Origin of the sequence: Segetibacter aerophilus, assembly GCF_007991655.1 — a bacterium.
Taxonomy (GTDB): domain Bacteria; phylum Bacteroidota; class Bacteroidia; order Chitinophagales; family Chitinophagaceae; genus Segetibacter; species Segetibacter aerophilus.
In genome coordinates this window covers 28,886-43,943 of record NZ_BJYT01000009.1, presented here as the reverse complement: position 1 = coordinate 43,943, position 15,058 = coordinate 28,886, and the positions used below count along the sequence as shown (strand labels likewise).

At 41.5% G+C, this 15,058-nt stretch carries 12 protein-coding genes; all 12 read left to right on the top strand.

What is annotated here, in order from left to right; translation table 11 throughout:
• The first annotated feature begins 24 nt into the window (after positions 1-24).
• On the top strand, positions 25-1,884 hold the full coding sequence (locus SAE01_RS12960) for a RagB/SusD family nutrient uptake outer membrane protein (RefSeq protein ID WP_147204196.1): 1,860 nt from the start codon (positions 25-27) through the stop codon (positions 1,882-1,884).
• A 195-nt stretch (positions 1,885-2,079) separates the two neighbouring features.
• Entirely contained in the window at positions 2,080-3,513 is a 1,434-nt protein-coding gene (locus SAE01_RS12955; protein ID WP_147204195.1) for a Gfo/Idh/MocA family protein, read from the top strand.
• 161 nt (positions 3,514-3,674) lie between these two features.
• Positions 3,675-4,520: a ThuA domain-containing protein gene (locus SAE01_RS12950; RefSeq protein WP_147204194.1), complete on the top strand. Its 846-nt coding sequence runs from the start codon at positions 3,675-3,677 to the stop codon at positions 4,518-4,520.
• Between the two features lie 60 nt (positions 4,521-4,580).
• Entirely contained in the window at positions 4,581-5,729 is a 1,149-nt protein-coding gene (gene dgoD, locus SAE01_RS12945) for a galactonate dehydratase (RefSeq protein WP_147204193.1), read from the top strand.
• Between the two features lie 80 nt (positions 5,730-5,809).
• Positions 5,810-6,040 (top strand): hypothetical protein, encoded by a 231-nt coding sequence (locus SAE01_RS12940; RefSeq protein ID WP_147204192.1) that lies wholly within the window; start codon positions 5,810-5,812, stop codon positions 6,038-6,040.
• A complete protein-coding gene (locus SAE01_RS12935) occupies positions 6,022-6,414 on the top strand; it encodes a type II toxin-antitoxin system VapC family toxin (protein ID WP_147204191.1) in 393 nt (130 codons plus the stop codon). The genes SAE01_RS12940 and SAE01_RS12935 overlap by 19 nt, the downstream gene beginning before the upstream one ends.
• A gap of 143 nt (positions 6,415-6,557) precedes the next feature.
• The gene (locus tag SAE01_RS12930; RefSeq protein ID WP_147204190.1) at positions 6,558-7,874 is read left to right on the top strand and encodes an MFS transporter; all 1,317 of its coding nucleotides are present in this window, start codon (positions 6,558-6,560) and stop codon (positions 7,872-7,874) included.
• Positions 7,875-8,115: 241 nt separating this feature from the next.
• Positions 8,116-9,375 (top strand): mandelate racemase/muconate lactonizing enzyme family protein, encoded by a 1,260-nt coding sequence (locus tag SAE01_RS12925; RefSeq protein WP_147204189.1) that lies wholly within the window; start codon positions 8,116-8,118, stop codon positions 9,373-9,375.
• Between the two features lie 85 nt (positions 9,376-9,460).
• Positions 9,461-10,468, top strand: a complete 1,008-nt coding sequence (locus tag SAE01_RS12920; RefSeq protein ID WP_147204188.1) for a 2-dehydro-3-deoxygalactonokinase — start codon at positions 9,461-9,463, stop codon at positions 10,466-10,468.
• Between the two features lies 1 nt (position 10,469).
• Positions 10,470-11,114 carry a bifunctional 4-hydroxy-2-oxoglutarate aldolase/2-dehydro-3-deoxy-phosphogluconate aldolase gene (locus tag SAE01_RS12915; RefSeq protein ID WP_147204187.1) on the top strand — a complete coding sequence of 215 codons (645 nt, stop codon included), beginning with the start codon at positions 10,470-10,472 and terminating at the stop codon, positions 11,112-11,114.
• Positions 11,115-11,321: 207 nt separating this feature from the next.
• Positions 11,322-12,626, top strand: coding sequence for an MFS transporter (locus tag SAE01_RS12910; protein ID WP_147204186.1), 1,305 nt, complete (start codon positions 11,322-11,324; stop codon positions 12,624-12,626).
• A 394-nt stretch (positions 12,627-13,020) separates the two neighbouring features.
• Positions 13,021-15,051, top strand: a complete 2,031-nt coding sequence (locus tag SAE01_RS12905) for a M13 family metallopeptidase (RefSeq protein ID WP_147204185.1) — start codon at positions 13,021-13,023, stop codon at positions 15,049-15,051.
• Positions 15,052-15,058: the final 7 nt, after the last annotated feature.

Below are 15,058 nucleotides of genomic sequence, written 5' to 3'. Positions count from 1 at the left end.
ACACGTAAAATAATAAGACTAAAAATGAGAACAAGTTTGAAATATATAAAAATCATTGGTGTCCTTACAACTATCATAGCTACTGTAGCAAGTTGTAAGAAGGAGTACCTTGAACCGCAGCCCCTTTCCTTTTACGAACCCTCAGCTACTTATGTAGACGCTACGGCCATGCGTGCTGCTTTGGCTGCTTGCGCAAGGAATTTAAGATTTGAATATTACGGAGGAAACCCTGCTATTCTTACAGAAATGCTGTTTACTGAGATCGCCGTGGAAGGCGTCACAGACAAATCAGGACCTGCACAAGATCTCAATCTCCAAATAACCCCGGATGGTGTGCAGGCAGATGATGATGATCACAATAAAATTTATGTGTATTGGAGAGAGGGATACAGCGGAATTAAATACGCCAATACTGTTATATCCAGGATTGATGATGCTACTTATTCATCTCCTGCCGAACGTAATGCTATTTTAGGTGCAGCCTATTTTCATAGAGCGCTTCGTTACTATAAATTGGTTCACCAATTTGGTGACGTTCCTGCGATCATGAATGAGATAACTGCTCCAAAGCTTGATTTTTATTCTACCAAAAAGGATGTTATCCTTCAGAAAATAAAACTTGACCTTGATTCTGCACTTTTATGGACCTCTGATAACGTAAACAAAGGTGAAGTAACCAAAGGTGCCGTAGCTCACTTACTTACCAAAGTAAACTTAGCTCTTGGAGATTTTGATGCAGCTATTACTGCAGCCAATGTCGCTATCAATGGCCCTTACAGTTTAATGAAAACTAATTTTGGTAGCGCACCAGCTCCAATTGTATTTGTTCCCGGTTCAGCCACACCTCAATCTCTACCACACAATGTAATATGGGATCTGCATCGCCCTGAGAACAAATCTATCGGAGCGAACAAGGAAGGTTTGTATATGATCATTGACCGATTTGGGGATGGGCAATTTGGTACAGGGATGACTATTATGCGTCAGGCAGTTGCATTCTGGGGAACGAACGTAAATACTCCAAGTGGTAAAAAAGGAACTTATGATAACCTGACAGCGGACCTCGTTCAATCAAACTTTGTAGGGAGGGGTATTGGAAGAACCCGGCCTAGTAACTATGCTCAGTACGAAATCTGGAATGATCCAAACGACTTGAGACATGCAAAAGGTAACTGGATGAATATGGAGGATCTTCTCTATAACGAACCAGGTTTGAAAACGATTAACGATCCAAATTACCTTAAGAATCTACAGCTTAGAAATGCTGCCGGTGGTTTACTTTGTACCGACACTATAAGAAGCTGGTATGGATGGCCCCAGTACAAAGTCTTTGTTGATGATAACGAAAACGCACCTAAACAAGGTGGACACAGCGATTGGTACATGTTCCGTCTGGCTGAAACTTATCTGTTAAGAGCAGAGGCTTATTTCTGGAAAGGCAACCAGGCTTTAGCTGCTGCTGATATAAACGCAGTAAGAACCAGGGCTAATTGTGCCCCAATAACCGCTGCTGATGTAAATATGGGAACCATATTGGATGAGAGAGCGCGCGAGTTGTACTTTGAAGAAAATCGTAAGACAGAAATGACAAGAATATCTTTCTTGTTTGCAAAAACAGGAAAGGCTGCTGAAAATGGAAAAGTATATTCTTTAGCCAACATTTCAGAAAGCAATTATTTGTACGACAGGGTTATGGCGAAGAACAATTTCTATAAACTGGGCATTGTTACTAACCACAATGATAAATACACTATGAGTCCTTATCACATTTTATGGCCAATACCTACCCGTTCTATCAATGGAAATAGTAACGGACGTATCAACCAAAATAAAGGGTATGTAGGTTTTGAAAACAACGTTCCTGCCCTGGACAAAATACCATAGTGACACGGTTATTGAAGATCTGAAAAATGCTTAAGAATTTGTTTAAAGTATAAGTGGATCATTTTTATTACGCAGGAGTGCAACTAATGAATCATCTCGGAGTTATCCCGATGGATCTGACGGTAAGCACTCCTGTAGTTTTTTATAGATAATTTTAAAATTCAGAATATCGTATTCACCATTCAAAAGATTATTATGAATAATTCAAATGAAAATAGCAGGCGAACCTTTTTAAAAAATACCATAAAGGCAACCGCCGGAAGTGTTGCTTTAGCAGGTTTTCCTACGATTGTTCCTGCGTCTGTCTTTGGTAAAAACGCACCGAGCAATAAAATTAATATTGGCCAAATAGGTATTGGTCGTATTGCCCGTACACATGATCTTGCCGAAACTTTCAAATATGATGTAGCCAACATAATGGCCGTAGCCGATGTTGACCGCACCCGTTTGCAAAGTGGCAAGCAGATGATAGAGGGATGGTACGCAAAAAAAACGGGTAAGGCTAACTATATCGACGTAAAAATATATGATGATTATAAAGCCTTATTGGCTAATAAGGATATTGATGCAGTAATCATAAGCACGCCTGATCATTGGCATGCTCAGCCTGCTATTGAAGCAGCCCTTGCCGGCAAGCACATCTATTGTCAAAAGCCTACCTCCCTTACTATTGAAGAAGGTCGCCAGATGAGCGACATAGTTAGAAAGTCAGGCGTAGTTTTTCAACTGGGAAGTCAGCAACGTTCCATGAATCCATGGCCGCAATTTAAAAAGGCCTGCGAACTAGTGAGAAATGGAAGGATTGGAAAATTACACACAGTACGTGTAGGATTACCCTCTGATCCTGCTGGCGGAAATACGGCAGAAATGCCTGTTCCTGAAAACCTGAATTACGACATGTGGTTGGGCTCTACTCCATACATTTATTATACAGTTGATAGAGTTCACTCTCAAACAGATCCTAACTCAAGAGGCGGTTGGCTGCGTTGCGAACAATTCGGCGCCGGCATGATTACAGGTTGGGGCGTTCATCACATCGACATTGCACATTGGGGTATGAATACTGAACTAACAGGCCCCATAGAAATTGAAGCAACGGCAGACTTCCCAACGAAAGGACTATGGAATGTGCATGGAGACTATGAGGCTACAATGAAATATGCAAATGGTGTGAACATGATCTTAAGCAGTAAGAACCCAAATGGTATTCGCTTTGAAGGATCAGACGGATGGATTTTTGTTACCAGGGGCAACGTAGGTGTAACAGCTTCAGACCCAACATCGGGCAAAAGTGAAAAGGCTTTTGATGCCAGTAACCCTTCGATACTCACCTCTGTTATAGGACCAAACGAAGTTCATTTATATGAAAGCCCCGAACAACATGGCAACTGGCTGGATTGTATTCAAAATAAAAAACCAAATATCAGCCCGGCTGAGGTAGCCCACCGTTCTTGTAGTGCGTGCCTGTTGGTTCATGCTGCAATGAAAACTCCCGGTAAGCTGTACTGGGATCCTAAGAAGGAAGTTTTTAAAGATAATATCGAAGCAAATAAACTGCTGTCAAGACCACAGCGCTTTCCTTATGGAACTAACTATGTTGTAAAATCTCAAAACGGTAAAGTGGCGTAACAGTATTGTTGCTAAAGCTACTATTGACATTTTACCAATACTTTTTGTCGTTTGACAAATTTTTCCTGCTCAAAAGGTTTTCATCTAAACGTATTGTGGAGGGTTAACATCCAGCTTTCCACAATACCTTTCTTTCTTCTAATTCAAATTTTTACCTCGTTATGAAAAGACTGAGTGCTATCATTGTTTTTATATGTTTTCTCGTTACCTCCGCTTGTTCTCTCCATGCGCAGGGTGTTGTAAACTGGAAAAATGTTCGGGTGTTGGTGTATACTAAAAATGGTAAAGGATATGTACATGATAATATTCCAAGCGCGGTGAGCTGCATACAGAAACTCGGACAGCAACACGGCTTTAAAGTCGATACATCCCGGGATGCTTCTGTGATGACGGAGAACAATCTGAAGCAATATTCTCTACTCATTTTTCCCAGTACCAATAATGACGTTTTTGACACTGATGAGCAGCGCCTTGCTTTCCGTAGATATATAGAAGCGGGTGGTGGTTTTGTCGGCTTACATTCCGTTACAGGAACCGAGCGCAACTGGAAGTGGTTTAAGATGATGATGGGAGGGACATTCTCATGGCATGCAAAATTTCAGAAATTTAAAGAACAGGTAATTACTTCTTCGCATCCTTCGATGCGTGGTCTTCCTAAAGTTTGGGAAAAGGAGGACGAATGTTATTTCGCAAAGGAACTCTATCCCGGCCCCAGGGTCTTGATGGCTCATAATATTACTTCGTTAAATCTTACCGATACAGCACAGAAAAATCTTGTGGATAAAAATGCGGGAGGCTACGCCGATTTATATCCGTCTGTTTGGTACTACGATTTCGATGGAGGTCACACATGGTGTACAGTACTTGGGCACGACAAAAAAGATTACTCAGATCCGGTATATGTAAAACATATTTTTCAAGGTATCGAATACGTAGCTGGGCAGGTTAAATCGCGCGACTTCTCAAAGGCCTATGCAGACTCAAGAGACACGCCTGTAAGATTTTAGTAAAAGAACTACAACTTGCTTCGATCTTTTTAAATTGCCGCTTCAACTAAAGCTCGCTTCATGAAAATTACAAGCTATGAATTGTTCCAGGTACCTCCTCGCTGGTTGTTTCTAAAAATTGAAACAGATGAAGGTATTGTTGGCTGGGGCGAGCCTGTGGTTGAAGGCAGAGCTGCCACGGTAAAAGTGGCGGTAGATGAATTGATGGAAAACCTGGTCGGCAAAAACCCGATGAACATAGAAGACCATTGGAACGTGATGTACCGGGCAGGTTTTTATCGTGGTGGACCAATACTGATGAGTGCTATTTCCGGTATAGACCAGGCTTTATGGGATATAAAAGGGAAGTTCTATAATGCTCCCATACACCAACTTATGGGCGGCAAAGCTCACACTGCCATGAAAATATATTCATGGATCGGAGGCGATCGTCCTTCAGAGGTTGGGCAAGCCGCAAAAAATTTGATAGCGCAAGGAATTACTGCTCTAAAGATGAATGCGACGGAGGAGCTGCAATACATAGACTCTTACGAAAAGATTACTCATGCCATTGCCCGTATTGATGCGGTACGTCAGGCGGTTGGTCCTTCGGTCGGTATTGGTATTGACTTTCATGGCAGGGTACATAAGCCAATGGCTAAAATACTGGCAAAGGAGCTGGAGCCCTATCACCCAATGTTTATTGAAGAACCTGTTTTGCCTGAGAATAATGAAGCGCTTCGTGACATTGCTCAGCATACAGCCATTCCAATTGCAACCGGCGAACGAATGTTTTCAAGGTGGCAATTCAAGAACCTGTTAAAGGATGGCTATGCTGATATTATTCAGCCTGACGTTTCTCATGCCGGCGGCATTACCGAGTGCAAAAAGATTATTTCTATGGCTGAGGCATTTGATGTTGCTGCCGCTCCGCACTGCCCGCTCGGCCCTATTGCACTGGCAGCCTGCTTACAGGTAGATGCTACTTGCCACAACGCTTTTATACAAGAGCAAAGCCTCGGAATACATTATAACCAGGGCAATGATTTGCTTGATTACTTAACAGACAAGACTGTTTTTGATTATGAAAACGGCTATGTAAAAATTCCTGAAGCTCCCGGTCTTGGTATTGAGATCGACGAAGAGTATGTAAGAAAAATGGCGGCAATTGGACACAACTGGCGGAACCCATTATGGAGACATGAAGATGGTAGTGTGGCCGAATGGTAGTGTTGCAAATTCAGATTTCACAGCTTCTATTTCAGCCATATTTGAAATCCTTTAGCAAACAAAATTCTTACATTTGAGCAATGGAAATTAAAGTACAGATACCATTTCAACAACTCCTTACTGCTGTTAAAACACTTACTCCTAAAGAGAAAGAAAGACTAAGAGAGGAATTGGCAAAAGAAAGATCTGTGAAGGACAATAAAAACGAATTAATCGAAATGCTTCTTGCTGGACCAGTATATACAGAAGAGGATATTAATAATATTGGGGAAAACAGAAAAAGCATAGCAAAATGGCGGACAAAAAGTTGATGATTGATTCCACTATTTTGATTGATTACTTCCGTAAAACTGATAAGAACAACTCCCGTTTAATCAGTCACTTTAAAAACTATGACAGCCTTTATATTTCCAGTATAACAGAATTTGAAGTGATTAACGGGTCGTCATCTCCCCATATGGAATTCTGGAACAAAATGCTGCTTGGCTTTACTGTTTTAGACTTTGACAGCAGGGCAGCAAGACAAGCAACAGAAATTGTTCGACTACTTAAAACAAAACGGAAAAGTATTGACAAGCCAGACTTGTTTATCGCAGCAACCTCAGTTGTTCACGGCTTAACTTTAGACACTACGAACCGTAAACATTTTATTTACATCGATAGTCTTAATTTGTTGGCAGAATAGGGGGCTTCAATTTAGAAATTATTGTTAGTTCCTGCTACGCTTCGAAGTTCTTCCGCGAAAAGCATTTAGCAGATGGATAAAAACGGCATTAAAAGTTTTGATTATTAACTCAATAGACAAGAACTTAGGATTTGAAACTTGCCATGACAGATCAACTAACTGCTGCCAAACCTTCTCGCATCCGCTTTGGCATGCTCGCACTTATCTTCGGCAACGTTATTATTAACTATATGGACCGTAGTAATATTTCGGTTGCAGCTTCTGCCATTACTAAAGACTTACAACTTACGCCTGTACAACTCGGTCTTGTTTTTTCTGCCTTCGGTTGGACTTATGCCGCGCTGCAAATTCCGGGTGGTCTTTTGGTAGATCGAATTAAGCCAAGAGTGTTATACACCCTTTGTCTTATAGCGTGGTCGGCAGTTACATTGCTGCAGGGGTTTATGAAAGGTTTTAGTATGGTGTTCAGTCTACGCCTTGCAACCGGGGCTTTTGAAGCGCCATCATTTCCTATAAATAATCGTGTGGTTACTGCATGGTTTCCTGATAAGGAAAGGGCTTCTGCGATAGCTACTTATACGTCGGGGCAGTTTATTGGTCTGGCTTTTTTAACCCCGGTGCTTACAACTATAGAACACTTTCTTACATGGAGGGGTCTCTTTATTATAACAGGATTAATAGGCATTATATGGGGCGGCGTCTGGTACTTTTTTTACCGCGATCCACTTGAGCACTCAAAAGTAAACCAGGCAGAACTTGATCACATTGAAAAAGGTGGTGGTGTAATTAACAGGTCAGCTACAAACAACAAGGAGAAGACTTCATTCAGTTGGAATAATCTTAGAGAAGTATTTATTCATCGAAAGCTTTGGGGTATTTATATAGGGCAATTTTGTGCAACTTCAACCATGTGGTTTTTCCTTACATGGTTTCCTACTTACCTCGTCAAGTACCGCGGATTGAACTTTTTAAAATCAGGCTTTCTGGCGTCAGTTCCTTTTCTCGCAGCTTTTGCAGGAGTGCTGCTTTCGGGGTTTCTGTCTGACTTTTTAATTAAGAAAAAAGTCTCTGTAAATGTTGCACGCAAGACTCCTATCATCGTTGGGCTGATTTTGTCAATTTCAATTATTGGTGCTAATTATGTCGATAGTACGGCGTTGATTATTTTGTTTATGACCATTGCTTTTTTTGGGAACGGATTGGCCGCCATTTCATGGGTCTTTGTTTCAACGCTGGCACCAAAACATTTGATTGGTGTAACAGGGGGTGTGTTTAACTTTATTGGTAATCTTTCCTCTGTCGTTGTTCCGTTGGCCATTGGCTTTTTGGTGGGTGGCGGCAACTTTGCCCCTGCACTTATTTTTGTTGGCGCCCTCGCGTGCATCGGCGCATGTTCTTATATTTTTTTGGTTGGGAAAGTTGAGCGAGTTGAAGTGAAAAGTTTTTCAACGATTGCATAAAGTTTTTTGCAGAGAAAACTGAAGATGCCTGATGAAAGGAAGACGAACGGATTGCGACGCAACAATGAATCATTGAAAGACTGGTGCCGGTACCAACTAGAAATGAAAATGCGAGAAAATTTAAACTCGCCGGTATTAATGGAACCAGAAAGAATTTGATAAATAACGAAAAAGGTATAGTTTTCTTTAAAACCCTACTCTCAATCTGCTTAGTCTCATTCTATAAAACTTGCCCGTTTATATGCAAAGAAGAAGTTTTATTAAGTCCACTTTATTAGGATCTACTGCTGCACTTGCAGGATCTCCAATTCTCATATCTTTTGCCGGCCCTACAAACAATACGGCTTCGCCATTAAAAATTACGAAGATCAGGTATTACAGTATTCCCGGTTATAACAAGCCGCTGTTCAACCAGGCGCGTGGAATTGTAGAGATTGAAACCGATGGAGGAATAATTGGCATCGGTGAAGGTGGTTCTAAAGACATGATAGAACAGTGCGCACAAATGATGATAGGTGAAGATCCATTTAGGATTGAACACATCTGGCAAAATGTTTATCGGGGTATGTTTTATCCGCCGGGGAGAGAGAAACTTCATGCGCTTGGAGCTTTGGAAATGGCTTTGTGGGATATCAAAGGAAAGGCACTGAATGTACCTGTATATGATTTGCTTGGAGGTTCTACCCGGGAATTTGTAGAATGTTACGCTACAGGATTTAGCGCTTCAAAAGCTACTACGGAAGAGCAACGAGCAAGGGATTGTATTGAAGCCGGTTTAAGAACGTACCGCATTGGGCCAACAGGCGGCAACGGAGATGTGCGTTTTGACTTTTATGAAAACGCAAAAAAGACCATTGAATTCTGCAAAAGAATTGATGCTGCAGTGGGAGGTGAGGGCAAGTGGGCCATCGATCTCCATACCCGGTTCGACTTAACTGAAGGCATAAAAATCTGTAACGCTTTGGAGGTTTTGGAGCCTTATTTTGTAGAAGACATAGTTAGGTCAGAGAATCCGGGAGTGTATAAAACGGTGCGGCAAATGACCAAAGTACCGATAGCAGTCGGCGAGCAGTTCGGCGACCGCTGGGACATAAATGAACTAATCGAAAACAGGCTGATAGATTACACAAGGGTAACACTGCCGAATACCGGAGGGATTTCTGAGTTTAAGAAAATCTGCACGATGGCCGAAACGCACTACGTTGGAATGATACCACATTTTACCGGTCCATTATCTACTGCTGCATTGGTGCATGTGCTAGGCTCAAGTTCACCTTCGCGTTGTATGATGGAACTTGGAGGAGGCGCACCGGAGAAGCCTCCTTACCTGAACGAAGACTACGTACTTTTTAAAAACGGAAAACTATATCTAAATTCTGCCCCGGGGTTAGGGGTAAAGTTTGATCGTAAAAAGGTGGATTTTGTAATGGAGATAAATTCTAAAACAAAGTTTCCTCACCCCATCTTAAAAAGCCCTGATGGGGCGATACACAACTGGTAACTTTTGTTGCGTCTTTAAAAGTTTTTTTTCCGCCTTTGAGTGAATACTATTTTCCTGCTGATCACTTTTACTTTTAAATCTTTTCATGACTACATATTTTCTAGGTTGCGATTGGGGAACATCTTCTTTTCGAATGAGGCTGTTTGATATATCGCAAGAACAAGTACTTGGAGAAGTAGTTTCTGATGAAGGAATTTCAAAAATGCACAACGGCTGGCAGCAGGCAAATAAAGAAAATGGTTCGATCACTAGAGCCACCTTTTTTCGTCAATACCTCGCAGAGCAAGTAGGAGCTTTGTCTCGTAAAACGTCTGTCGATCTTGCTCATATTGCAATCGTCATCTCAGGCATGGCATCCTCTTCAATTGGTATGGAAGACGTTCCTTATGCAAAGCTGCCTTTTGCTCTCGACGGAAGTAGTGCTATTATAAAACATTTCGCATCAGAAGATACCTTTCGTCATGACCTGATTTTAATCTCGGGCGTTTGCAGTGAAAACGACGTGATGCGTGGCGAGGAAACACAACTAATAGGGCTCTTAGCTTTATTGGAAAAATCAGGTGCAAAACCTCAAAGCGGTATTTTGATTTTCCCTGGTACTCATTCGAAACATATTTATATCGACGAGAGTAGCATGGTTAGGTTCAATACGTTTATGACCGGTGAAGTATTCAACCTAATAAGCAATCACAGTATCTTAAAAAATTCGATTGAAAAAGATGATGACGATAAACTTTCAGAAGCAGACGAACATGCATTTAAAGCGGGCGTACAAAAATCGAAAGAGACAGGAGTTTTGAATGGTTTATTTACCGTTAGGACAAACCAGCTGTTTGACAAGTTTGATAAAAAGCAAAACAGTTTTTATTTAAGCGGAATATTGATAGGCGAAGAAATGAATTACCTCTTAAAAGATGAAGGAGTTCACTTGTATTTGTGCAGTGCAAGCAATCTGGCTAAGTTCTACACTATGGCAATTGAAGAATTGGGTCTATCAAATCGGACTACAATTGTCCCCGCTGAACTGGTGGACAAAGCAGCACTTGCAGGACAACTTTTAATGTTTCAAAGACATATTTTAAAAAAGCAGTAAAATGAGTGATCAAGCATTTTCATGGGAACTATTTAATAAAGTCCCGGTGATAGGAATCGTAAGAAATGTATCGTTGGAAGACATGATCGAAATTCTTCCAGCTTACCAACAAGCTGGTCTTACTACCATCGAGATCACTATGAACACGAAGGGTGCAGACGAGATTATTAAATATGCACTGCAAAAGTTTGGAGGCATGTTGAATGTAGGTGCGGGAACAGTTTGTACAAAAGGTGACCTGGAAAAAGCGCTTGAAGCAGGAGCTCAATTTATAGTAACACCGGTTATCCGGAAGAAGATTATACGTTCATGTGTAAAGAAAGAGATCCCTATTTTTCCCGGCGCTTTTACGCCTAGTGAAATTTATGAAGCGTGGTCATTAGGTGCATCGATGGTAAAAGTTTTTCCGGCAGCAACGCTTGGTGCGGATTACATTAAAGATGTAAAAGCTCCTTTGAACCAGGTGAAATTATTGCCGACTGGCGGAATTGGCCTTGATAACATTGAAAGCTTTAAAAAGGCCGGCGCTGACGGTTTTGGTGTGGGAAGCCCGCTTCTAAATAAAGATCTAATAAAGGATAAAAACTGGGTCGGTTTACAGGAGCATTTTAAGAAGTTTGTTGAGAAGGTGAGGGTGGGAAGCTAGTTTGGTCAGTCGCAAGTTGAGGGTCGTTGATCGTTAGTTGTAAATCGTTAGTCGCGAGTTTGGGATACGTTCATCACGCGTTGTAAATAGTTAATCGCAAGTTTGGGGTTCGTTAATCACAAGTTGCAAATTGCTACTTGATAATTTGAAACTATTGATGGCAAATTTTCTTTCTGGTCATAATCTCGCGTATGAAAAAATCGATAAATGCTGTTAAGAAACATTAAGAACTATCGGTGGCTTATTGTGGTCTTGTTGTTTTTTGCAACAACGATCAATTACCTCGACAGGCAAATTATCGGGTTGCTAAAACCTATCCTTGAAAAAGAATTCAGTTGGACTGAAACTGATTTTGCACATATCGTGATGGCTTTTACTGCTGCCTATGCAGTCGGCCTGGTATCGTTTGGATGGTTAGTTGATAAGATAGGAACTAAGCTAGGATATACCATTACCATCATTGTTTGGAGCGTTGCAGGAATGCTGCATGCGGTTGCACGAAGCGCTTTTGGTTTCGGTCTTGCAAGGGTAGGGTTGGGGCTAGGTGAAGCGGGCAATTTTCCGGCGGCCATGAAAACAGTGGCGGAATGGTTTCCTAAAAAAGAAAGAGCTTTAGCTACCGGTTTTTTTAATGCCGGAACAAGTATCGGCGTAGTAGCTGCTTTGCTAATCGTGCCGCTTATTCTTAACTACTATGGCTGGCAAGAGGTGTTTTGGATCACGGGTGCATTTGGTTTTGTATGGCTGATTTTCTGGTGGATCTTCTACGAAGTTCCATCGAAACAAAAGAGACTATCAGCAGAAGAATACCAGTATATCACAAGCGGGCAGGACGTTGAAAACAATAAGTCAGCTATCTCGGATCCAATCAAATGGCAAAGGTTATTTATGTTCCCGCAGACATGGGCAATGATTGCCGGCAAAGGTTTAATCGACCCAATCTATTGGTTTTTTCTTTTCTGGTTGCCCTCGTTTTTTTCCTCTACGTTTAGTCTTGATCTTAAAAAGCCAAGCCTTCAGCTGATGATTATTTATGCCGCTACTACAATTGGCAGCATAGGCGGCGGTTACTTATCGTCGTGGTTAATAAAAAAAGGTTGGCCGGTATTAAAAGCAAGGAAAACAGTACTCATCATATTTGCGCTGTTAGAAGTGTCCATCATTCTTGCGCAGTTTGCAAAAGAAGCTTGGGTTGCGGTCGCCTTAATTAGTCTCGCAGTGGCAGCTCACCAGGCGTGGGCAACGAATGTTTTCACGATGGCTTCCGACATGTTTCCAACTGAAGCGGTAAGTTCTGTTGTAGGAATTGCGGGGATGGCTGGTGCAATTGGTGGAATATTATTTCCGATATTAATTGGAAGCTTGCTAGATACTTACAAAGCTGCCGGGAACCTTTCAGGTGGTTATCACCTCATATTTACCATTTGCGGATTTACCTATTTAATTGCCTGGACTATCATCCACCTGCTTACCAGGAAGTCCGAAAAAGTCAACCTGGATGAACTGAAATAATCCGAGCCGACAATCGGAATCGCGTTCATGGTTTCAAGGTTTAGCGTTTAAGGTTTAGGGTTTAGGGTTTAAGGTTTTAGGATTATAGCGTTTAAGGTTAGGGTTGTTTAGATTACGGGCATTAATCTTTATGCAACGCTCGTTGTGTCACACCCTTGTACCGTTGTACATATTTCATCAGGAAGGTAAGTGTTCGGATGATTTTTTTTAGGGACGCAAACGGCGATAGAAAGTTGAATACTGAAAACATTGCAAAAGTGTGCGACGCAACGATGTATAGAAAAGACCCGATGTTGGCTAAAAAAGACTTCTCTTAATCCCCTGATATCGCCAATGGTTCGTGTGTGTATATTTGGAATGTTTTCAAGTAGAAAAATAAAAAAAGGATAATTGAATGAAAAGGAACCTCCTGTTATTGACTGCGTTTACGATTGCTTGTGTGGCTTGTAATAATGACTCTGACAAAATAAATCAACCTGATTTTTTAGCTAAAAACATCGATAGCACTGTTAATCCTGCAGATGATTTTTTTGCTTATGCTGAAGGCACGTGGTTAAAAAATACACCTATACCTGAAGAGGAAAGTTCGTGGGGTATTGGCAACCTTGTGCAGGAAGAAATTTATAACAGGCTAAGGAAAATTAATGAAGATGCTACCATTAAAAGTTCGACTTCCGGGGTTGAACAAAAGATTGGTGATTTCTGGTACAGCGGCATGGATACTTTGTCTTTAGAAAAACAAGGGCTACAACCATTGAAAGCTGACTTCGATGAAATCAATGCGATTCAATCAACGAAAGACCTGGTGAATGTAACGGCAAGCTTTCACAATAAAGGCATAGACGTACTCTTTAGCGATTACGTAAGCCAGGATGATAAAAACAGCGAAGTGTATGCTTACCAAATGAGTCAGGGTGGACTCGGAATGCCGAACCGGGATTACTATTTTAATACCGACGCCAGAACCGAAGGCGTGAGGAAAGCATATAACACTTACCTCGTTCAGACCTTTATGCAGTTAGGAAATGATAGCGGTACCGCAGTAAAAAACGCTAAGGGCGTGTATGATTTGGAGATGCGTCTTGCAAAATCAAGCAGAAAGCTGGCGGACTTGCGCGATCCGTATAAGAACTATAATAAAATGGACGTAAAGGCGCTGAGCAATCTTTCATCAAACATTGACTGGGTTAATTACTTTAAGAATATTAATGCCAAAAAGATCGATTCTGTCATTGTCGGGCAACCTGAGTTTTACTCAACCCTTAACCGTGAAATTCAGTCGACGCCGATCGAAGACTGGAAGAATTATCTACGTTTCCATGTGGTTGAAAGCAGTGCACCTTTCCTTGATAAAAAGACTTACGCTAACTATTTTAATTATCGCAAGAGTTTGTCAGGAGCAGCAATTCCCCGCCCAAGATGGAAGAGGGTATTAGACGCTGAGGAAAACGCCATGGGAGAAGCGCTCGGGCAAATCTTTGTAAAAGAATATTTTAATGAAGATGCAAAGAAGCGATACACCGACCTGGTAGAAAACATTAGGGATGCATACAAAGACAGGATAAGAAAACTCGCATGGATGAGTGACAGCACCAAGGAAAAGGCGATACATAAATTAGATAAGATCACTAAAAAGGTTGGGTATCCTGACAAGTGGAAAGACTTCAGCGATTTGAAAATTGATAGGGGACCGTTTGTACTAAATATGGAAAGATCGAGCGTTTGGTGGCACAACTATATGATGAATAAACTAGGCAAGCCTGTTGACCGGGATGAATGGAACATGACTCCACAAACGTGGAATGCCTACTATAATCCAAGTAACAATGAAATTGTTTTGCCTGCCGGGATCTTTGCTGTTCCGGGTATGAGGGACCCTGACTTGGATGATGCTTTTGTATATGGATATGCAGGCGCCTCAACAATTGGTCACGAAATAACGCACGGCTTCGACGACCAGGGACGTCAATACGATGAGAACGGCAACCTGCACGATTGGTGGGCGCCCAGCGATGCGAAGCAGTTTAAAGAACGGGCGCAGAAGATTATTCAAGAGTACAATCAATTCAACCCGGTTGATACCTTACACATCAACGGGGATGCAACCCAGGGAGAAAACATCGCTGACCTGGGAGGTGTTTTGTTGGGCTTAGATGCATTTAAAAAAACAGAGACTTACAAAAACGGAAAAAAGATAGGAGGGCTTACGCCGTTACAAAAATATTTTCTTGGCTATTCTTATAGTTGGATGTTTCAGATCCGTAAAGAGAGACTGGCCAACCAGGTGATGACAGATGTTCATTCTCCTGCAAAAGAGCGGGTAAACGGACCGGTTGTAAACGTGCCTGAATTTTATGAAGCTTTCAATGTAAAGCCGGGAAATAAAATGTATAGACCAGACAGCTTAAGGGTAAACATCTGGTAGAACGGAT

Coding starts and splice junctions, on each gene's coding strand:
- SAE01_RS12960 (WP_147204196.1), top strand. CDS start 25: ATGAGAACAAGTTTGAAATATATAAAAATCATTGGTGTCCTTACAACT.
- SAE01_RS12930 (WP_147204190.1), top strand. CDS start 6,558: ATGACAGATCAACTAACTGCTGCCAAACCTTCTCGCATCCGCTTTGGC.
- dgoD (WP_147204193.1), top strand. CDS start 4,581: ATGAAAATTACAAGCTATGAATTGTTCCAGGTACCTCCTCGCTGGTTG.
- SAE01_RS12950 (WP_147204194.1), top strand. CDS start 3,675: ATGAAAAGACTGAGTGCTATCATTGTTTTTATATGTTTTCTCGTTACC.
- SAE01_RS12905 (WP_147204185.1), top strand. CDS start 13,021: ATGAAAAGGAACCTCCTGTTATTGACTGCGTTTACGATTGCTTGTGTG.
- SAE01_RS12910 (WP_147204186.1), top strand. CDS start 11,322: ATGCTGTTAAGAAACATTAAGAACTATCGGTGGCTTATTGTGGTCTTG.
- SAE01_RS12935 (WP_147204191.1), top strand. CDS start 6,022: ATGGCGGACAAAAAGTTGATGATTGATTCCACTATTTTGATTGATTAC.
- SAE01_RS12940 (WP_147204192.1), top strand. CDS start 5,810: ATGGAAATTAAAGTACAGATACCATTTCAACAACTCCTTACTGCTGTT.
- SAE01_RS12955 (WP_147204195.1), top strand. CDS start 2,080: ATGAATAATTCAAATGAAAATAGCAGGCGAACCTTTTTAAAAAATACC.
- SAE01_RS12925 (WP_147204189.1), top strand. CDS start 8,116: ATGCAAAGAAGAAGTTTTATTAAGTCCACTTTATTAGGATCTACTGCT.
- SAE01_RS12920 (WP_147204188.1), top strand. CDS start 9,461: ATGACTACATATTTTCTAGGTTGCGATTGGGGAACATCTTCTTTTCGA.
- SAE01_RS12915 (WP_147204187.1), top strand. CDS start 10,470: ATGAGTGATCAAGCATTTTCATGGGAACTATTTAATAAAGTCCCGGTG.